Origin of the sequence: Luteibacter sp. 22Crub2.1, from assembly GCF_900167995.1 — a bacterium.
Classification (GTDB): domain Bacteria; phylum Pseudomonadota; class Gammaproteobacteria; order Xanthomonadales; family Rhodanobacteraceae; genus Luteibacter; species Luteibacter mycovicinus.
The window spans coordinates 124,595-143,328 of the sequence record NZ_FUYT01000007.1; the positions used below are offsets into that span (position 1 = coordinate 124,595).

Below are 18,734 nucleotides of genomic sequence, written 5' to 3' on the forward strand. Positions count from 1 at the left end.
CCGTTTCCTAATGAATGGTCGGGCCGTCGCCCTGCGTGGCGGCTTCGAGACGACGGACCAGCGTCGGCCAGTCGACCTCGCGCTGATGCCCGACGACCGTCAGCCGCGGCAATCCGCTGCCTTCGACAATAGTGTAGCCATCCTTCGCCGCGCCCAGCCCGCCCATGGAACAGAGGTCGCCCTTAAGCGTGCAGGACAGGCCGATCCGTTTGTAGCCGAAGGTCTTGAAGATCTTCAGCACCGTGCCCTGAAGGCCGCCGGCGATGCCGCCCCCACCGACCGAGGTGAGGTTGTTCACCGCTTTCTGGCTGATCCGGCCACCGCTGTCCGCCAGCAGGTGGGCCTTGAACGCCGCAGGCTTCCAGCCGACCAGACGCAGGTCGTCGATCCCGCCGTCGAGGCGGCCGGTGATGCTGCCGAAGTCAAAAACGGAGGTCATCAGCGCGAGATCGAGCTTACGCAGCGAAATGTTGCCCGTGAGTATCGGCGCCGCGCTGAAGGGCTGTGCGAGGCTCATCCCGGTGATGTCGACGAACCCATCGAACACGTTGAGCGAGAGACCGCCGGCCAGTTCGACACGATCGTCGACGTAACGCAGCGAGGGCACCGCGCCGCCTACCGTACCTCTGAACTCGGGCCAGCCGAGCGCCCGACAGAACGCCGCCATGTCGACCTGAGTCAGTGCAAGCGAGGTCTGCAGCCGGTCGCCACGCGTCGCGGCCGGCTTCCAGGCGAGGCTCTGCACGCGCAACTGACCATCGAGTACCGGAATGGCGAACGGCCTCTGCAAGGCCAGCGTGCCGCCCGTACTGCGCAGGCTGGCGTCCGCGGCACCGTTGGGGATGCGCTGCACCTGAAGCGCCCGCCAGCCGAGTTTCGTCGCGGGACGATCGTCCGTCACGTTCCAGTCGATCGCTCCGTGCAGGCCCTGCACGCCGAATTGGCCATCGCCGCGGGCAAGGTCGAGTCCCACCGTCTGCACGGCGAACGACTCGAGGCCCTTCGGTCCGAAGGCGAGATGGCCGGACGCGTCGCCGTCCGCGTCGAGCGACTCCACGCCCATGCTGCGCAGCAGGCCCTTCCCGTAACGCGTGTAGGCGGCGGGAAAACGAGCGTTGAAGCGATCCAGCCGGAGGACGGAAAGATCGCCGGTAGCGGCGAAGTCCACCTCGCCCTCCAGCTGCAACGCGTCCGGATCGGTCAGCCGCAGCTTCCGCACGGCGAGCGCGCCCTTCTGGGACCGCGCTGAAAGCGACAGTTGCACGGCGTGCCCCGGGAGGTCCGCGTACAGCGGTCCCAGAAGCAGAGCGCCGCCGCGCAAAGCCGCATCGAGGTCGATCACGGTGGCGTCCGCCTGATTGTCGACGCCGAGGCGGCCGCTGCCGGACAGCTTTTCTCCCGCCAGCTTGCCTCCCGGGCTGTCGAAGCCGACGCCGTCGAGGGCGAACTGCCCCCCCGCCTGCAATCCGCCGTCGAGCACATCGAGCGCAAGATCCGCATTGACGCGGCCCGTGGTCGTACGTCCCGACCACACGGTCGAGAGAAGCCCCTGCAGCCAGCCGGCCGGCAGATTCTTGAGCGTTATCTGAGCATGGCTGGTCTGGTCCATCGGCAACGCGACCTGGGCCAGCGAGCTGTCCTGGCGGATCGATACCTCGAGCGTGTTCGCCGATTCATCGGCGGCCATGTGCACGGTCGCCCGCGTCCATGCGCCTCCCGCCGCGCCACGCAGGCGAAGGTCACCGTCGAAGTTCCATCGACCCAGTTCGTCGCGGTCGAGCCTGCCGGCAAGGTCCAGGCCGATCTTGCGCCAGCCCATGGCGGCGATGTCCGCCTTCTGGGCCGTCAGCGCGAGTGTCACTCCCGTGCCCCCGGACACCGGCGCAATGTCGGCTTCCACGCCCGTCATGCTCAGTCCGGGCACCGCAACGCTGTCGGCGCCCACGGAAAGGCCCGCCCGCGCGCCGTCGGCCCAGGTCAGCGCGATCCAGGCGGCGAGAAAAAGGGCGAACGTGCGGGTTGATACCGGAAGCATGCTCCGCCATTCTGCCAAATCAAGATGAACAACACGGAACGTTGCATGGTCGAGTACGGCACGCCCCCTTCTTTTGCTTCCCCCGGACGCGCGATTCTCGTCGCCGATGACGACGCGCCGACCCGGCAGTTCCTGGATCTGGCGCTCCGTTCGCTGGGCTATCAGCCGACGCTGGCCGACGATGGAGCGCGCGCGGTTTCACTGGGTCGGACGCAGTCGTTCGCGGCCATGCTGCTGGATTGCCGCATGCCTGGGGGCGGCGCTCTGACCGTGCTTGCCGCGCTCCGTGGCGATGCGTCAGCCGTGTCGCGCGGCGCCGTGGCGCTGGCGACCAGCGCGGAGGTGCCTGCGGAGCTTCGCGATCGCCTGCTCGGCGCAGGCTTCGCCGGCGTCATCGAAAAGCCTTGCCAGATCACCTCGCTCAGGCATGCGCTCGCCGCGACCCTCGGCATCGACGAAGACCTGGGCGTACTCGACGATGAGCTGGGCCACGCGGCGAGCGGCGACGCGAGAACGCTTCTGGCGTTACGTCAGCTGCTGCGCGAGGAACTGACCGAACTCGATGCGGCCCTGGACGCACTTGCCGACCGCCCCACCGAGTTGATCGAACGCATGCACCGGCTGCGCTCCGCGTGTGGCTTTTGCGGAACGGCCCGACTCGGCGCTCAGGCCAAGGCGTTGCAAAATCATCTGCTGGAGACGCGGGCCGTTGTGCCAGCGGCAATCGACCGCTTCCGCATCGAACTCAGAAAGGCCCTCGCCGCCCTTCCGCCGCGCCCCGCTTAGCGCAGCACGCGCCACGCTTTCAGCTCTCCCCCGCCGAGATGAAACGAGATGATCTGACGCATCATCCGGCGCAGCGAAGCGAGACCGGCCGTATCCGGAGCCTGATCGGCGGCCAGCGCGAGCAGATCGGCGCCACGAATGCCACGGGCGTCGCCCGCGCGTCCGGGCAGGACGCCCGATTCGGGGTCGTAGAAATAGGTCAGCAAGGGATCGAGCGGCTCCCCGTCGATCGCGTCGATGTCGAGCGGTAACGCATAGCCCAGCGCCTCAAGCATGTCGCGCTCGAACCGGCGCAGAGTCCACGCCAGCGGCTCGCCCACCGCCATGCGGCGCAAGGTGCGCTCGTAGTGATCGAAGAGGTCGGGATTGGGATCCTGACGGCCCGTGAGGCGGACCACGAGCTCATTGAGATAGAGGCCGGCCATGCCGGCGTCGCCGGTCAGGCGCTGCGCCACGCCCGAGGGCTCGGCGGTACGCAACGTCGCGAGTTCGCCCTTCATGATCAGGTCGAACGCGAGACGCTGGAAAGGCTCGAGCTGGGCCCGCTGGAGGCGCGCCCGCTCGTTACGCACGCCGCGCGCGACCACGCCGATACGGCCGTGGTCGCGGGTCAGGCACTCGACCAGCAGTGAGGTTTCCCGGTACGGCCGGGCGTGCAGAACGAACGCAGGTTGCTGCTCGACACGCATGGCGCGGGAGGCCCGTCGGGTTTATTCGTAGCCGAAACGCTTGAGCAGGTTTTCGTCGTCCGCCCAGCCCTCGCGCACCTTGACCCACAGTTTGAGGAACACCTTACGCTCGAACAGGTGCTCCATGCCCTTGCGTGCGGACGTGCCGATGGCCTTGAGCTGAGCGCCACCGTCACCGATGACAATGGCTTTCTGGCCGTCACGCTCCACCCAGATCACCGCATGGACCTCGGCGATCCCGTCGGGACGGTCTTCGAAACGCTCGATCTCGACCGTGGTGGCGTACGGAAGCTCCTGGTCGAGACGCAGCATCAGCTGCTCACGGATCATCTCGGACGCCAGGAAGCGCTCACTGCGATCGGTGATCTCGTCTTCGCCGTACACCGCGGGCTGCTCCGGCAGACGCTTGAGGATGCCCTTCTCGAGGCCGTCCAGCCCCTTGGACTTCAGCGCGCTGACGTAATAGACGTCGTCGAACGGATGCTTCGCCATCAGATCGGCCACGAACGGCAGCATCGCCGTCTTGTCCTTCTGCAGGTCGACCTTGTTGATCGCCAGCAGCTTCGGCATGTCCTGCTGGGCAAGCGCGTCGTACATGGCGGCGTCTTCATCCGTCCAGCGACCGGCCTCGATCACCTGCACCGCGAGGTCCACTTCGGTGATCGCAGCGCGGGCGGCGCGGTTGATGCTGCGGTTCATCGCACGCTTGGCGCCACGATGGAGACCCGGCGTGTCGACGTAGAGAATCTGTCCCTCGGGCTTGGTCGAGATGCCGAGGATGCGGTGGCGGGTCGTCTGCGGACGATGGCTGACGATGCTCAGACGAACGCCGATGAGGGCGTTGAGGAGCGTGGACTTGCCGACGTTGGGTCGGCCCGACAGGGCCACATAGCCACAGCGGAAGTCGTCGTCGACGAGGGTGTCGTTCTCGGGGGTGTCGTTGTCGTTCATGTCTTTTTTTCCAGCAATCGGCGCAGCACCGCTTCCGCGGCATCCTGTTCGGCGGCCCGCCGGCTGCCACCGCGTCCCTCCACGCGGATCGGTTCCGGTTCGTCGATACAGCAGCTGACGTCGAAGATCTTGGCGTGGTCTTCGCCGGAGCTGTCGGTAAGTTCGTAAGTGGGCAGCGGCAAACCCCTGCCCTGCAGCCACTCCTGCAGGCGCGTTTTCGCGTCCTTGCTGGAGCGCTTGAGTTCTGCCACGCGGGGCGTGAAAAGCCTGCGCACGACCTGGCGGCAGGCATCGAAGCCGTCATCCATGTAGACAGCGGCGATCAGTGCCTCGAACGCGTCGGCAAGGATGGAGTCGCGGCGGAAACCGCCACTCTTGAGCTCGCCCGGGCCGAGCTTGAGCACGTCGCCCAGTTCGAGTTCACGGGCGATGACGGCCAGGGCCTCGCCGTTCACGAGCTGGGCGCGCAGACGCGACAACTCGCCCTCGCTGGCTTTCGGATGAACCTCGAAAAGCAGTTCCGCCACGATCGCGCCCAGCAGGGCGTCACCGAGGAACTCCATCCGCTCGTTGTTCGGCTTCCCGACGCTTCGGTGAGTGAGCGCCAGGGTGGCCAGGGTCGGGTTACGGAAGGAATGCGGAAACTGCACGAAGCCTCATTATTGCCCAACGGCACTCTTCAGCGGGACCGAATGGTCGAAATGCAACAGGAACGAGATGTTGTAAAGGAAAGGAATTTCCTTGTCGTAGTTCACGTTGAGCACGGCGCCGTTGTTGGCCCGGGTCACGGTCACGTCCTGCGGCTTGATCGTCGAATCGTCGACGTACTGGAAGCTCATCTTGAAAGCGAGCTGACGACGCGCCTGACCGACGTCCTCGTTACCGCCCTCGGTCGACATCTGGTTCATGGCCTTCACCACGCCCATGTACTCGATGTACGACGGAACGAGCTTCATCGCCATGAAGGCGAAAAACCCCAGCACCAGCAGAACGATGACGAAGCCGATAAGGGTAATACCCGACTGCCTGGATTTCATGCGTTGTTGTCCCCCCGTGAATACGCGCAGATTACCTTGTCCGCGGCCGTCCGCAACGCCCTCCCGCGTGACGGACGCCACTAATCCGGTCAATGGATGACCTTGCCCATCTTCGAGAAATCGAGGATGCCGTTGTCAAGACCGCGCCACGCCAGCCAGACGAAGAAGGCCTTGCCGACCAGGTTCTGTTCCGGCATGCAGCCCCACCAGCGGCTGTCGGTGCTGTTCATGCGGTTGTCGCCCATGACGATGTAGCAGCCCTTGGGTACTTCGGACGGCACCTTGTCGTTCGGGATGTCCATCGGCATGTTGTAAGCCGGGGTCAGCGCGATCGTGTGGTTGATGCTGCCCAGATGCTCGGTATACAACTTCGAGCCGAAGGTCATCAGGAGGCGGTCTTCCCGACGGGTCATGCTGCCCTTGAACGGACCGATTTCATCGGCACCGATGCGCTCGCCGTTGATGTAGAGCTCGCTGCCGCGGGTTTCGATACGGTCGCCAGGCAAGCCGATGACGCGCTTGATCCAGTTCTCGCCGGGGACCGGCTCGTGAGGATTGGCGCAGGTCACGTCGCCGCTGCGAATCGTATGGCCGCTTTCGTCCGTGCAGACGTAGCCCGGGAACCGGAACACCACGACATCGCCGCGGCGCGGTTCGCCGTTTTCGAGCAGCTTGTTGTTGAAGGCCGGCATGCGCAGGCCGTACGCGAATTTATTGACCAGGATGAAATCGCCGACGTCCAGCGTCGGCATCATCGAACCCGAGGGAATGCGGAAGGGCTCGGCGACGAACGAGCGCAGCAGCAGCACGACGAGAATGACCGGAAACAGCGAGCGCGCCCAGTCGACCGGCCACGGCTCGGGCTGCTCGGTACCCGACGCTTCGCTGCGGGCACGGCGCGACTTGGCCAGAAACAGCCAGTCGATCAGCCAGATGACGCCGAAAAGCACCGTGAGGCCGAGAAGAATCGCGGAAAAATCGAATGACGCCATGCCAACTCCGTAAGTCGTGTCGAGGGGCCCTGACGGCCCGTTCCGGCGCATCCGGCGCCGGCCTTCCATAAGTTCGAGGGGTTACCGTGCGGCGAGCTTACTTGTTGTCCTGCCTGAGCACGGCAAGGAAGGCTTCCTGGGGGATCTCCACGCTGCCGACCTGTTTCATGCGCTTCTTGCCTTCCTTCTGTTTTTCCAGAAGCTTCTTCTTACGCGAGACGTCGCCGCCGTAACACTTGGCGAGAACGTTCTTGCGCAGTGCCTTCACCGTGGAGCGGGCAATGACCGCCGCGCCGATGGCCGCCTGGATGGCCACGTCGAACTGCTGGCGGGGAATGAGATCCTTCATCCGCTCGACAAGTTCCCGCCCGCGGCGGTCCGCGTGAGAACGATGAACGATCAGGCTGAGCGCGTCGACGCGATCGCCGTTGATGAGCACATCCACGCGAACGAACGGACCCGGATCGAAGCGCTCCAGGTGGTAGTCCATGGACGCGTAGCCGCGGGATACGGACTTCAGGCGATCGAAGAAGTCGAGCACGACCTCGGCCAGCGGCAACTCGTAGGTCACCTGTACCTGCGTGGCCAGATACTGAATCGTGCGCTGTACGCCGCGCTTTTCCTCGCAAAGCTTGATCACGTTGCCGACGTAGTCACCCGGGGTGAGGATGTTGGCGACGATGATCGGCTCACGGATCTCGACGATCTGCTGCGGCGGGGGCAGCTTCGCCGGGTTGTCCATGGCCAGCACGGTACCGTCGGTCTTGGCGACCTCGTAGACCACGGTGGGCGCGGTGGTGATCAGGTTGAGGTCGTACTCGCGCTCGAGGCGCTCCTGCACGATCTCCATGTGGAGCATGCCGAGGAAGCCGCAGCGGAAGCCGAAGCCCATGGCCTCGGAGCTTTCCGGCTCGAAGAACATGGCGGCATCGTTGAGGCGCAGCTTGTCGAGGGCCTCGCGCAGCGCCGGGTAGTCGTCGGCGGACACCGGGAACAGGCCGGCGAACACGCGCGGCTGCATGGTCTGAAAACCCGGCAGCGGTGCTTCGGCAGGCTTGCCGGCGAGGGTGAGCGTGTCGCCGACCGGCGCGCCATGCACGTCCTTGATGGACGCATTGATCCAGCCGACTTCGCCGGCGGAAAGCTTTTCGAGCTTCTTGCGCTTCGGCGTGAACACGCCGACGTCGTCGACCAGGTGCGTGCGCCCCGTGGACATGACCAGGATCTTGTCACCCGGCTTGATCTCGCCCTGCATGACGCGGACCAGCGAGACCACGCCCAGATAGTTGTCGAACCAGGAATCGATGATCAGCGCCTGGAGCTTGTCCGTATCGCCCGGCTTGGGCGCCGGAATGCGATGGATGATCGCCTCGAGCACTTCGATGACGTTCTGGCCGGTCTTGGCGCTGACGGCGATCGCATCGCTGGCATCGATACCGATGACGGCCTCGATTTCGGCCTTGGCCTTCTCCGGGTCCGCCGTCGGCAGGTCGATCTTGTTGAGCACGGGAATGACTTCCAGGCCCTGCTCGATGGCCGTGTAGCAGTTGGCGACCGACTGCGCCTCGACGCCCTGGGCGGCATCCACCACCAGCAGCGCCCCTTCGCATGCCGACAACGAACGGCTGACTTCGTAGGAGAAGTCCACGTGGCCCGGGGTATCGATGAAATTCAGCTGGTAGGTCTTGCCGTCCCGCGCCTTGTACGGCAGCGAAACGGACTGGGCCTTGATCGTGATGCCGCGCTCGCGCTCGATCGGGTTGTTGTCGAGGACCTGCGCTTCCATTTCGCGCTCGGACAAGCCGCCGCACAGCTGGATGATGCGGTCGGCCAGCGTCGACTTGCCGTGGTCGATGTGGGCAATGATGGAGAAGTTGCGGATGAGTTCCATGGAGCGCCGTGGTCACGTTCACCATCGCTCGCGGCGCGAACGACGTGCAGCGACCCTGGGGGCCACTGCGAATCCGGCATTATCGCATGGAAGGCCACCCGCCGCCGACCGGCGAGTGGCCCACCGCCGCATCAGCGGTCGCTGGGGACGGTAACGCCGACAAACCGGGTGGCATCGTCGCGGCGGACGAGCAACATGGCGGTGTCACCGGGCTTGATGTCCTTGCTCGCGTCACGGAAGGCCGCCGAGGAGCCCACCCGCTTCTGGTTGACCATCAGGACCACGTCGCCCGTCTGCAGGCCGGCGCCCACGGCGGCCCGGCCGGTCACCTTACTGACCACGACACCCTCGCCGGGCTTGAGCCCTAGCTCGGAGCGCGTGGACGCATCGATGTCCTGAACGGACAGACCCAGAGCCGCCGAGCTGCCCGACCCACCGCCGGCGGCCGCACCGGCGTCGGCCAGCGCGTTCTTGTCCCGGGGCAATTCACCGACCTTGACGTCGAGTGTCTGCTTCTTGTGGTCACGGAGGATCTCGACCTTCGCCGTCGACCCCGGACGCGTGATGCCGACCAGCGGCGGAAGGTCTGGCGACTGGGTGATCGGCGTCCCGTTGAACGACAGGATGACGTCGTCCTGCCGGATGCCGGCCTTGTCGGCACCGCTCCCCGGCGTGACCTGGGCGACCAGCGCGCCGTTGGCATCCGGAAGGTCGAGGTTCTTCACGAACTGGTCGACCGGCTGCACGGTCACACCCAGCATGCCGCGCGATACGTAGCCCTTTTCCTTGATCTGCTGGACGACGTTCATCGCGACATCGATGGGAATCGAGAACGACAGGCCCTGATAGCCACCCGAGGTGGAGTAGATCTGCGAATTCACGCCGATCACCTGGCCCTGGAGGTTGAACAGCGGTCCGCCGGAATTGCCCCGGTTGATCGGCACGTCCGTCTGGATGAAGGACGTATAGGGCTGGTCGCCGCTGCCGAGGTTGCGCCCGACCGCGCTGATGATGCCGTGGGTGACCGTCGCGTCGAGCCCGAAGGGCGAGCCGATGGCCAGCGCCCACTGGCCGCGCTTGACGCTGCGCGAGTCCCCGATGGATACCGTCGGCAGCGAGCTGCCGTCGATCTTGAGCAGCGCGATGTCGTACTGAGGGTCCTTGCCGACCACCCTGGCCGTAAACGTGCGTCGGTCCTGCAGCCGGATCTTGACCTCGTCGGCCTCGTCGACCACGTGGTCGTTGGTCAGTACATAACCATCGGCGGAAATGATGAATCCCGAGCCCAGCGACGTCTGGTCGCGCGGCGGGGCCGGCATGCCCGGCATACCCGGCATACCGAAGAAGCGCCGGAGAAGCTCCTGCTGGTCGTCCTGCGCGCCTCCGTCAGGCGCCGCTCTGCCCTTCTTGTTCCCGCTGGTCTTCGCTTCGACGTGGACGACCGCCGGCGCGTTCTTTTCCACGATGCCTGTGAAGTCCGGCAGCGCCTGCGCCTGTGCGCCCGCACTTGCGACAACCACTGCGCCAGTCATCAGGGCGCGCACATGCCAGAAAGCCATCAAAATTCTCCTTTTTTTAGCTACGGCTGCCCGTGCGGTATTCGCCGCACGGGGTTGGAATGATGGGGATGGGGATAGGGCGCTGGGGAGCCTGTCGCCAACAGGGTTGGCTTCCACCGGGGCTGAACACCGGCAGCGGCTCCACCAGGGCCGGGCCTAGCGAGCCTGCGGGACGGCTACCGGCTGCACGTAGCGGCTACCGTCGGGACGGGTCAGCAACATGTAACCGTTGCCGTCCGGGCTTTCGGCAGCCCGGGCACGATGGATCTGATAGGGCATCGAACGGGGGAGGTACGTGGCACCACCCTCGCTGGACCCATCGAAGGCGGCCTTCTGCGTGAACTGCGAGGCGTTGCTGCCCGTCAGCCACTGAGGCGCTACGGGGGCCGTCGCCGCCGACACGTCCGCCACTTCGCTGCCTTCCACGGCCGGGGCGTGCTGCGCGACGTCCGTCGCGGCCGAATGCCGACCGGCGGGCTGCGACAACATCAGCGCGGCGACGGCCACGCTCGCGGCAATCGCGCCACCGGCGGACCAGTGGAGCCAGCGGCGGCGCGGCGCGGCCGATACGACCACCGACTCCGCGTCGATAGCGGCCATGACCCGGCTGGCGAAGTCGGGCGACACCGAAGACCGGTCCTCACCGCGAAGACCGTCACGTCCCGCGTGATAACGCGACCAGACGTCCGCCAGACCGGCATCGGCCTCGATGCGGCGCAACAGGAAGCGGATTTCCTCCCGTGACAGCTCTCCGTCCATACCGGCGGAAAGAATTTCCCGATTGGCTTCACTCATGGGCTGTGATCCTCGCGGTCGGACAACAACGGCCGCAGTTTTTCGTCGATGGCTTCGCGAGCCCTGAAAATCCGCGAACGGACAGTCCCGATGGGACAGTCCATGGCGGCGGCAATTTCCTCGTAGCTCTTGCCGTCCACCTCGCGCAGGGTGATCGCGACCCGAAGTTCTTCAGGCAAGGCTTGGACAGTAGAAAATACCGTTTGTTCCACCTGCTCACGCATGAGTTCGCGCTCGGGGGTGGCGCTTTCGTGCATGCGCGTGGCGCCCGGCACGTAAACCGCATCCTCGATGTCGATGTCGCCCGTGGGCGGGCGGCGTCCCATGGCTACCAGGTGATTTTTCGCCGTATTCACGGCGATCTTGTACAGCCACGTATAAAACGCGCTTTCGCCACGGAAGGAGGCCAGGGCGCGCCACGCACGCACGAAAGCTTCCTGGGCGATGTCCTCGCACTCGGTCCGGTCATGCACGTAGCGCGAGATCAGCGCAATCACCTTGTGCTGGTATTTTCGGACAAGCAGGTCGAAGGCGCGGCGGTCTCCTTGCTGCACACGTTCAACAAGTGCTTGATCCAGTTCGTTTTCGCCCATCCGGGCCGTCTCCTTAACTCTTTCGGGGCCGTCGCGGGCGCAGCTGAGACAAGCTCAGGGAGGGCAAGTTCATTCGCCCTTCCCCTCCCGTCGCATCCGGAAAATATGCGGACCGCTGGCTGAACCACAAGTTTGGTCCTCGCCTTCTGCTTCGGTCAGGCGGGAACCGGGGCCCTCGCGTCATGGATGATGCGCTCCCGCTCGCCCAGCAGCTTTTCGAAGCTGATCACCGGCAGCGGGCGGCAGAACAGATAGCCCTGCAATTCATCGCAGCCGTTGGCGCGCAGGAATTGCAGATGCTGTTCGATCTCGACGCCCTCGGCCACGACACCCCGCTTCAGGCGATGTGCCATGTCGATCGTGGCGCGCACGATGGCCTCGTCGTCGGGATCGACACCGATGTTGCGCACGAAGCTCTGGTCGATCTTGATCCGGTCCGCCGGCAGGCGCCGCAAATAATCGAGCGAGGCGGCGCCGGTACCGAAATCGTCGATGGCGATATGGCAGCCCATGGCATGCAGGGCGTCGAGGGTCTCGACCAGGTGCGGCACCGTCTTCACGCTGATGCTCTCGGTCACCTCGAGCTCCAGCAGGTGTGCGGGGAAGTCCGTATCGCGGAGGGCGGTGGCCACCACCTCGGCGAGGTTCGGCTGCATCAGCTGCACCGCGGACAGATTCACACCCAGGCGCAGCTTGAGGCCGAACCGGTCCTCCCACGTCTTGGCCTGAGCGCACGCCGTTCGCAGGACCCATTCGCCGATCGGCACGATGAGGCCACTGGCCTCCGCCAGGGGAATGAAGAACGCCGGACTGATCATGCCCAGCTCGGGATGCTCCCAGCGGACGAGAGCCTCCATGCCGACGATGTCTTCGCTCGCCGCGGCCACCTGGGGCTGATAGAACACGCGAAGCTCGTTGTTACGGACGGCATGCCGAAGCCGCGATTTGAGCTCGGCGTTCTGCTGTTGCGAAGCATCCACGCTCGCCGCGTAAATCTGATAGTTGTTGCGGCCGAGGCTTTTCGCGCCGTACATGGCTTCATCGGCGTGACGCAGCAGCAACTCGCCTTCGGCGGCATCGTCGGGGAAAAACGAGATGCCGACCGACACGGTGACCTGCAGCTCCGAGCCGTCGTCCAGGGCAAGCGGCATCTCCATCGTCTGCACGACCTTCTCCGCGATGCGGAGCACGTCGTCGCGCTTGATGATGTGGCGCAGGATCATGGTGAACTCGTCGCCTGCGTACCGGGCCACGGTGTCGGACGCGCGGACGCTGGCACGCAGGCGGCGCGCGACGGCATTGAGCACCTGGTCGCCGACGGCATGACCGAGCGACTCGTTGATGCTTTTGAACCGGTCGAGATCGACGAGCAGCGTCGCGAACAGTTCACCCGTACGTTCCGCCTCACGGATGGTGGTCTCGAGGCGATCGTTGAACAGCAGACGGTTGGGCAATCCGGTCAGGGTGTCGATCAGGCCACGCACCCGGCCCTGCTCCCGCGCCCGGCGCAATTCCAGCGCCGACGCGAAACGCGCCGTCGCGGCGCGCAGCGCCTGAGCCAGTACACGGCCGTCACCGCCACTGCGACGACGCCCGGCAAGCATGGCACCCAGCACACTGCGCCGTTCATCCAGAAGGGGCAGCAGCGCGAACGCGGTGAGGCCGAGCGCCTCGATGAGCGGGTCGCTCAGCGCGGCCCCTTCGCCCTCGACCAGACGCGAGAGCGACTCGCCGCCCAGACATACCCGCAACAGCGGCAGATCGCCGGCCTCCGGCCAGTTCGCGGGCGAGGGACCGTTCCAGATCCGGGCGAGAATCTCAGGGCCGGCGTCGCTTTCGGGCAAGGCCGACCAGATCGCCACGACGTCCAGTTCGAGCGCGTCGGCCAGCATTGCCGCTGCTTCATTCATGCCTTCGTCGTCACTGGGACAACCTTCGAGCACGGCGAGCAGCGACAGGGCCCGCGCCGCCATATCGGTGGCGCGCAGGTCCCGGAAGCCCGCGGCGATGCGGTGTTCGCCATGATCCTTGCGGTGACGCACGTCGATCTCGCCGGTGATCTCGACACCGTCGCGGCGGCGCAACGTACATGCGATGGCGTCGCCGTCCGGAAGCGGCCATGTGGCGTCATGGGCGAGGTCGAAAAGCTCCGCGAGGGTCCGCCCCTGCACCGGTCCGTCGCCCGCGCAGAGACGCTCCATGGCTTCTCCGGTCTCGACGATGCAGCCGTCCGGCGTGGAAGCGATCACCCACGCGGCACCCGCATCGAAGGCAAAGCGGTAGTCGCGGATGGGCGTGGCCGGCACGGCCGACGCCGTCGTTCCCTGGGTCGCCTGACGCACTCGCTGGGCCAGTTCGGTGGGAATAGCGCCTTCGCGTAGCCAGTCGACACCCCCCTCGGGTGCGACGCCCGGCATATCGTCGACGACGTATACCGCAGGCAGTGAAGCGTATGCCGGGGATGCGCGCAGGATGCGAAGGCCCTGGGCGATATCGGCACTGTCATTTTCCCCGACCACGATCACGTGCAACGGCGGCGCGTCGGCCATCAGGGTTTCGAGCTGGGCGGCATCGCGCGCACTGAGCAGCACGAAATCGCCGTCGAGGTCGAGGGCATCGAAGATGGCGCGCCGCACATCGCGACGCGGCGTAAAGATGAGAACGCCAAGCGGCTCGGACATGGTGGCCACGACGTCAGACGATCCAGCGGCCGTCGCGCAGGCGCGGCGCTGCCGTGCGGGAGCGCCAGTCGGCGTCGACCTGAACCACGTCGTCTTCGAAAGTCGCCAGCAGGCTCGCGCTGGCCCCGATCAGGACCACGCGCCGCACATGGCCGGTGCTGGTCCGCGCCAGCTGCCGCAGCAACGCACCGTCCGTCGCACTGGGGACGCCCGGCGGCATATCCAGCAGGTACACCCCGAAGTGCAGGCTCTGCAGGATGTAGCGAAGCGCGTCGCCCAGTCGGAGACAACCGGGAACGCGCATCTGCGCGTCGCGAAGGCTGACCAGACCCTCGGCATTCCGCCACAGATAAACCGCCTGCCCCGACCGGCGTGCGACCAGCCGGAACTGGTCGACCAGCGAGGTCAGATCGGGCGCTTGCAAGGCGACCAACGGGCCCGGTGCCGCGAGGATCCGGTCGAAGACGTCCGTGGCTGCTAGGGCATCGGGTGGCATGAGGCATCGCTGGATGAAGAGACGTTCAGTATCGATCCAATACAGGGGAGTCCGCCAGTCACCGGCGTGAATTCGCCCACCATACGGGCGGGTATCTCGCATTCGGCCCGGCGGGAAGGTATGGTGATGCGCTCATTCGCCACCGCACGACGCCGCCATGTTCGAAGGACTCCGATTCAAGCACTGGAAGACCAGCGTGGGCGACGACGGCATCGTCGTCCTGACGTTCGACCGCGAGGGTTCCAGCGCCAACGCGCTGTCCCGCGAGGTCCTGGATGAACTGGACAAGCTCGTCGAGCGCCTCACGATCGAGGGCCCTCGCGGCGTGGTGATTCATTCCGCCAAGCCTTCCGGGTTCGCGGTGGGCGCCGATATCCGCGAATTCGTCGAGTACGCGCACACCGGCACGGTCCTCGAGAACATCGAGAACGGCCAGCGTGTCTTCGACAACCTCGCCCGCCTGCCGTGTCCGACGGTGGCCGCCATCCACGGCGCCTGCATGGGCGGCGGTACCGAACTGGCCCTCGCCTGCCGCCTGCGCATCGCCGCCGACGACGAGGCGACGAAGATCGGCCTGCCGGAAGTGATGCTCGGCATCCATCCGGGCTGGGGCGGATCGGCGCGTCTGCCACGTCTGATCGGTGCGCCCGATGCGCTGCCGGCCATGCTTACGGGCAAGCCGTTCAACGCCCGTCGCGCCAAAGCGGTCGGGCTGGTAGACCGCGTCGCGCGCCCGGACGAACTGCTCGCGGAAGCCAGACAGCTCGCACGCCGCCCCACACGGCGCCCGCTCGCGCAGCGCGCGAAAGCCTGGGCGACCAACACCCTGCCCGCACGCGCGATCCTGGCGCCGATGGTGCGCAAGCAGACGGCGGCCAAGGTACGTAAAGAACATTACCCGGCGCCGTTCGCGCTCATCGACGTCTGGGCACGCGGCGGGTCGAGCATCCAGCAACGACTCAGACTCGAAGCGAAGTCGGTGGCGAAGCTAGCCACCACGCCCACCGCGCGCAACCTCATCCGTATCTTCTTCCTGCAGGAACGCCTCAAGGGCCTCGGCGGCGGCACCGAGCATGGCATCAAGCACGTGCATGTCGTCGGCGCCGGCACCATGGGTGGCGACATCGCCGCCTGGTCCGCACTGAAAGGGTTCGACGTGACGCTGCAGGACCGCGAGCTGCGCTTCGTCGAGCCGGCGATCGCGCGGGCCCGCACGCTGTTCGAGAAGAAGCTGAAAGCACCGGCCAAATTCGAAGCCGCCGTCGCGCGCCTGCGTGCCGACGTCGAGGGCAAGGGCGTCGCCGATGCCGACCTCGCGATCGAGGCGATCTTCGAGAACCCGGAAGCGAAGCACGCCCTGTACGCGACCATCGAGCCACAGTTCCAGTCGGACGAGATCCTCGCGAGCAATACGTCGTCGATCCCGCTCGATGAACTGCGCCAGGGCCTGAAGGCACCGCAGCGCTTCCTCGGGCTGCACTTCTTCAATCCCGTGGCGCAGATGCCGCTGATCGAAGTCGTGCGCCACGACGCGCTCGATCCGGCGATCGAGAAGCGCGCGCTGGCCTTCTGCAAGGCCATCGGCAAGCTGCCGGTGCCGGTCAAGGGCACGCCCGGCTTTCTGGTCAACCGCATCCTCATGCCTTATCTGATGGAAGCGATGCGCCTCTACAACGAAGGCGTGCCCGGCCCGGTGCTCGACCGCGAGGCGAAGAAGTTCGGCATGCCGATGGGGCCGATCGAGCTGGCCGATACGGTCGGCCTCGACGTATGCGCCTCGGTGGGCAAGGAACTGGCACCCTTCCTCGGTCTGGAAATCCCGGCAGGCCTCGAAGAAAAGCTCGCCGCCAACAAGCGCGGCAAGAAAGACGGCGAAGGTCTTTACGTCTGGAAGGAAGGCAAGCCGGACAAACCGGATGTCGACCCCGACTATGTGGCGCCGGCCGATATCCAGGACCGCATGATCCTGCCCATGGTCAACGAGGCCATCGCCTGCCTGGCCGAAGGCGTGGTGGACGATGCCGACCTCCTGGATGCCGGCGTGATCTTCGGCACCGGCTTTGCGCCGTTCCGGGGTGGCCCGATTCAGTACGTGCGCACCGAAGGCGTGGCGGCGATCCGCGAGCGCCTGGCGAAGCTCGAACAGAAGCACGGTGCGCGCTTCGCGAAGAAGGAAGGCTGGGATAACCCGGAGCTGTCGAGCCCGCCCGCATAACGGCGCGAGATCATCCTAGGGGCAAGGGCCGCGCAAGCGGCCCGACTCACCCCCGAATCACCACATCAGATCGTCAGGCACGCCGTCATCCGCCTCGCTCACCGCATCCGGATCCACCATCAACGCGATGAACTCCGGCGCGAGCTCGCGCAGCGCGTCAACGACGGCCTTGTCGACTACCAGGTAACGACCGCCCTGCTGGACGACACCCAGTTCGCCCGCGTTGATCGCGGTGAGCTGCGCGGCATCGACGTGCACGCGACGAATCTTTTCACCGTACGGGAAGTGACGCACCTGATCGGCGTCAGCCAGGTTGAGCGCTTTACCCTTGAGCAACTCTTCCACCTTGCGTTTCTTTTCCTTACGCAGGCGCGCCACTTCAGCGGCTTCAGCCTCCGCCTTGCGACGCTCGGCCGATTCCGTCTGCGCGCGAATGGCATAGGCCCTGGCCAGATCCATCTCGCCATCGGTGCGTGCCGGCTTCGCGTTCTGCGGCCGGCCAGCAGCCTGTCCGCGTCGTCCATCCTGCGGACGGTTGTTTCCCGCGCCCTTACCGCCGCCGGCGCGGTCACCCTGAGGTCGGCCACCCTGCCCCTGCTTCGGCTTGCCACCATGACGCGGATTGTTGCCCGCGTAAGGCTGACCGCTCGCGCCACCCTGCTTCGGTGGCGGCGTGGACGCACGCTTTTCTTCGCGGACTTCCTTTACGAGGCCGCTCTTCAACAACTGGTCGCGCAGGGACTCTGCCATTCGGTAAGACTCGTTCCGTGTTTCAGTAATGCGGGGGCGGCGGTTCGTTCGCCGCGTCGCTGCCAACGCCGGTGCGCATGTTGACCAGATCCGAGCGAAGGTCGCGCACCGCGCGCTCCAGCCGGTCCAGTCGCCGGGCGATTTCCGTGTCGGCGGAAGAAAGTCCGTTCACCGTGTCGTCGATGAAGGAGAGGCGCACCTCGAGCTCGGTCAGGCGATCGTCGTCGTGGTCAGCCACGGCGGCGTTCCGCGAGTCGGAATCTGGACATCGAGGCGTTCATGCGGCTCCAGGAAGCTCAGGCGAGCATGTGGTAACAGTCGATTGTAATCCGCCGGTGCCGCGGATCAAAGAAACCGGGCCAAAGAAAAAGGGCGCGGATTGCTCCGCGCCCTCGGGTGTCGCTTGTACGGCTGGGGCTTACTTGCCGCCCGCGCCCGGAGCCGGACCGGCGCCCGGACCCTGACCAGCAGGCGTCGGACCCGTCTTCAGCAGTTCGACGTCGAAGATGATCGTCGCGTTCGGCGGGAAGCCGTTTTCCGGCTTGGCGCCGTAAGCGATGTTCGACGGGATGAACAGCTTGTACTTGCCGCCGGTCTGCATCAGCTGCAGGCCTTCGCGGAAGCCCGGGATCACCGCGGCGAGCGGGATCTGGGCCGCACCCGGCGGCTGGTGGTCGGCCGAGGAGTCGAACTTCTCGCCGTTCACGAACGTACCGGTGTAGTTGATGCTGACCGTGTCGTTCGGGCCCGGACGCTGACCGGTACCGGCCTGGACGACCTGGTACTGCAGGCCGGAGGCCGTGACCTTCACGCCCGGAGCCGACTTGTTCTTCGCCAGGAAGGCGTCGCCTTCGGTCTTGTTCTGGGTCGCGACCTTGTTGTACTCAGCCTCGGCCTTGACCTTCAGCTGGGCCACGAAGGCCTCACGGACGGACTTGGCTTCCGCCTCCGACATGGTCGGCTTCTGGCCCGACAGGGCGGCCTGCAGAGCCTTGGCTACCGTGGCGGCATCCACTTCCTTCGCGACGAGCGGCGGAAGCGAGCTGGCAAGGTCCCAACCCACGACGTAGCTGGCCTTCTGCTTATCGACCGGTGCCGCGGAGGCAGCCGGCTTGGCGGCCTGGGCGGATGCGCCCGCAGCCGTACCCAGCGCAACCGCCAGGGCGACGGCCGTCATCGTGGGACGCAAAAAGTGCTTCATTGAATACTCCCTCTCTTGGAAAGATTCGGCGACGCCGCCGGTTTACACCTCCTTGTGGAGGCA

General features: G+C 65.9%; 17 protein-coding genes. 2 read left to right on the top strand and 15 right to left on the bottom strand.

Translation table 11 applies throughout. From position 1 onward, the window contains the following. Positions 1–7: 7 nt before the first annotated feature. Entirely contained in the window at positions 8–2,035 is a 2,028-nt protein-coding gene (locus B5X73_RS09080; protein ID WP_079521432.1) for a translocation/assembly module TamB domain-containing protein, read from the bottom strand. A 45-nt stretch (positions 2,036–2,080) separates the two neighbouring features. On the opposite strand from B5X73_RS09080, the gene B5X73_RS09085 reads away from it, so the two are divergent. Continuing rightward, positions 2,081–2,821: a response regulator gene (locus B5X73_RS09085; protein ID WP_176167795.1), complete on the top strand. Its 741-nt coding sequence runs from the start codon at positions 2,081–2,083 to the stop codon at positions 2,819–2,821. Here the strand turns inward: B5X73_RS09085 and recO are convergent. From recO to B5X73_RS09140, 11 genes are all read right to left on the bottom strand, one after another. Next, positions 2,818–3,510: a DNA repair protein RecO gene (gene recO, locus B5X73_RS09090; RefSeq protein WP_036113785.1), complete on the bottom strand. Its 693-nt coding sequence runs from the start codon at positions 3,508–3,510 to the stop codon at positions 2,818–2,820. The genes B5X73_RS09085 and recO overlap by 4 nt on opposite strands. A gap of 21 nt (positions 3,511–3,531) precedes the next feature. After that, entirely contained in the window at positions 3,532–4,461 is a 930-nt protein-coding gene (era, locus tag B5X73_RS09095; protein ID WP_036113787.1) for a GTPase Era, read from the bottom strand. Then, positions 4,458–5,111 (bottom strand): ribonuclease III, encoded by a 654-nt coding sequence (rnc, locus tag B5X73_RS09100; RefSeq protein WP_036113792.1) that lies wholly within the window; start codon positions 5,109–5,111, stop codon positions 4,458–4,460. Before rnc ends, era begins: the two co-directional genes overlap by 4 nt. Positions 5,112–5,120: 9 nt before the next feature. Next, positions 5,121–5,498, bottom strand: a complete 378-nt coding sequence (locus tag B5X73_RS09105) for a DUF4845 domain-containing protein (protein WP_036113794.1) — start codon at positions 5,496–5,498, stop codon at positions 5,121–5,123. Between the two features lie 89 nt (positions 5,499–5,587). Beyond that, on the bottom strand, positions 5,588–6,490 hold the full coding sequence (lepB, locus tag B5X73_RS09110) for a signal peptidase I (RefSeq protein ID WP_079521434.1): 903 nt from the start codon (positions 6,488–6,490) through the stop codon (positions 5,588–5,590). A 97-nt stretch (positions 6,491–6,587) separates the two neighbouring features. Next, positions 6,588–8,381 carry a translation elongation factor 4 gene (gene lepA / locus B5X73_RS09115; RefSeq protein WP_079521435.1) on the bottom strand — a complete coding sequence of 598 codons (1,794 nt, stop codon included), beginning with the start codon at positions 8,379–8,381 and terminating at the stop codon, positions 6,588–6,590. A gap of 131 nt (positions 8,382–8,512) precedes the next feature. Further along, on the bottom strand, positions 8,513–9,940 hold the full coding sequence (locus tag B5X73_RS09120) for a Do family serine endopeptidase (RefSeq protein ID WP_079521436.1): 1,428 nt from the start codon (positions 9,938–9,940) through the stop codon (positions 8,513–8,515). A gap of 156 nt (positions 9,941–10,096) precedes the next feature. Beyond that, positions 10,097–10,735, bottom strand: a complete 639-nt coding sequence (locus B5X73_RS09125) for a sigma-E factor negative regulatory protein (protein ID WP_079521437.1) — start codon at positions 10,733–10,735, stop codon at positions 10,097–10,099. Beyond that, positions 10,732–11,328 carry an RNA polymerase sigma factor RpoE gene (gene rpoE / locus B5X73_RS09130; protein ID WP_036113803.1) on the bottom strand — a complete coding sequence of 199 codons (597 nt, stop codon included), beginning with the start codon at positions 11,326–11,328 and terminating at the stop codon, positions 10,732–10,734. The genes B5X73_RS09125 and rpoE overlap by 4 nt, the downstream gene beginning before the upstream one ends. Positions 11,329–11,483: 155 nt before the next feature. Further along, positions 11,484–14,009: a putative bifunctional diguanylate cyclase/phosphodiesterase gene (locus B5X73_RS09135; RefSeq protein ID WP_079521519.1), complete on the bottom strand. Its 2,526-nt coding sequence runs from the start codon at positions 14,007–14,009 to the stop codon at positions 11,484–11,486. Positions 14,010–14,022: 13 nt separating this feature from the next. Then, positions 14,023–14,505 (bottom strand): hypothetical protein, encoded by a 483-nt coding sequence (locus B5X73_RS09140; protein WP_079521438.1) that lies wholly within the window; start codon positions 14,503–14,505, stop codon positions 14,023–14,025. Between the two features lie 157 nt (positions 14,506–14,662). Between B5X73_RS09140 and B5X73_RS09145 the strand changes: the two genes are divergently transcribed. Beyond that, the gene (locus B5X73_RS09145; RefSeq protein WP_079521439.1) at positions 14,663–16,720 is read left to right on the top strand and encodes a 3-hydroxyacyl-CoA dehydrogenase NAD-binding domain-containing protein; all 2,058 of its coding nucleotides are present in this window, start codon (positions 14,663–14,665) and stop codon (positions 16,718–16,720) included. A 57-nt stretch (positions 16,721–16,777) separates the two neighbouring features. Here B5X73_RS09145 and B5X73_RS09150 read toward each other — a convergent pair whose 3' ends face one another. The 3 genes from B5X73_RS09150 to B5X73_RS09160 form a co-directional block, all read right to left on the bottom strand. Beyond that, entirely contained in the window at positions 16,778–17,470 is a 693-nt protein-coding gene (locus tag B5X73_RS09150; RefSeq protein ID WP_079521440.1) for a DUF2058 family protein, read from the bottom strand. A gap of 22 nt (positions 17,471–17,492) precedes the next feature. Continuing rightward, complete coding sequence (locus B5X73_RS09155) at positions 17,493–17,708, bottom strand: SlyX family protein (protein WP_036113814.1); 216 nt, start codon at positions 17,706–17,708, stop codon at positions 17,493–17,495. Positions 17,709–17,888: 180 nt separating this feature from the next. Continuing rightward, positions 17,889–18,671 (bottom strand): FKBP-type peptidyl-prolyl cis-trans isomerase, encoded by a 783-nt coding sequence (locus B5X73_RS09160; RefSeq protein WP_079521441.1) that lies wholly within the window; start codon positions 18,669–18,671, stop codon positions 17,889–17,891. Positions 18,672–18,734: the final 63 nt, after the last annotated feature.

Coding starts and splice junctions, on each gene's coding strand:
- B5X73_RS09105 (WP_036113794.1), bottom strand. CDS start 5,498: ATGAAATCCAGGCAGTCGGGTATTACCCTTATCGGCTTCGTCATCGTT.
- B5X73_RS09150 (WP_079521440.1), bottom strand. CDS start 17,470: ATGGCAGAGTCCCTGCGCGACCAGTTGTTGAAGAGCGGCCTCGTAAAG.
- B5X73_RS09135 (WP_079521519.1), bottom strand. CDS start 14,009: ATGTCCGAGCCGCTTGGCGTTCTCATCTTTACGCCGCGTCGCGATGTG.
- B5X73_RS09080 (WP_079521432.1), bottom strand. CDS start 2,035: ATGCTTCCGGTATCAACCCGCACGTTCGCCCTTTTTCTCGCCGCCTGG.
- B5X73_RS09140 (WP_079521438.1), bottom strand. CDS start 14,505: ATGCCACCCGATGCCCTAGCAGCCACGGACGTCTTCGACCGGATCCTC.
- recO (WP_036113785.1), bottom strand. CDS start 3,510: ATGCGTGTCGAGCAGCAACCTGCGTTCGTTCTGCACGCCCGGCCGTAC.
- rpoE (WP_036113803.1), bottom strand. CDS start 11,328: ATGGGCGAAAACGAACTGGATCAAGCACTTGTTGAACGTGTGCAGCAA.
- lepB (WP_079521434.1), bottom strand. CDS start 6,490: ATGGCGTCATTCGATTTTTCCGCGATTCTTCTCGGCCTCACGGTGCTT.
- era (WP_036113787.1), bottom strand. CDS start 4,461: ATGAACGACAACGACACCCCCGAGAACGACACCCTCGTCGACGACGAC.
- B5X73_RS09125 (WP_079521437.1), bottom strand. CDS start 10,735: ATGAGTGAAGCCAATCGGGAAATTCTTTCCGCCGGTATGGACGGAGAG.
- B5X73_RS09145 (WP_079521439.1), top strand. CDS start 14,663: ATGTTCGAAGGACTCCGATTCAAGCACTGGAAGACCAGCGTGGGCGAC.
- B5X73_RS09160 (WP_079521441.1), bottom strand. CDS start 18,671: ATGAAGCACTTTTTGCGTCCCACGATGACGGCCGTCGCCCTGGCGGTT.
- lepA (WP_079521435.1), bottom strand. CDS start 8,381: ATGGAACTCATCCGCAACTTCTCCATCATTGCCCACATCGACCACGGC.
- B5X73_RS09120 (WP_079521436.1), bottom strand. CDS start 9,940: ATGGCTTTCTGGCATGTGCGCGCCCTGATGACTGGCGCAGTGGTTGTC.
- B5X73_RS09085 (WP_176167795.1), top strand. CDS start 2,081: ATGGTCGAGTACGGCACGCCCCCTTCTTTTGCTTCCCCCGGACGCGCG.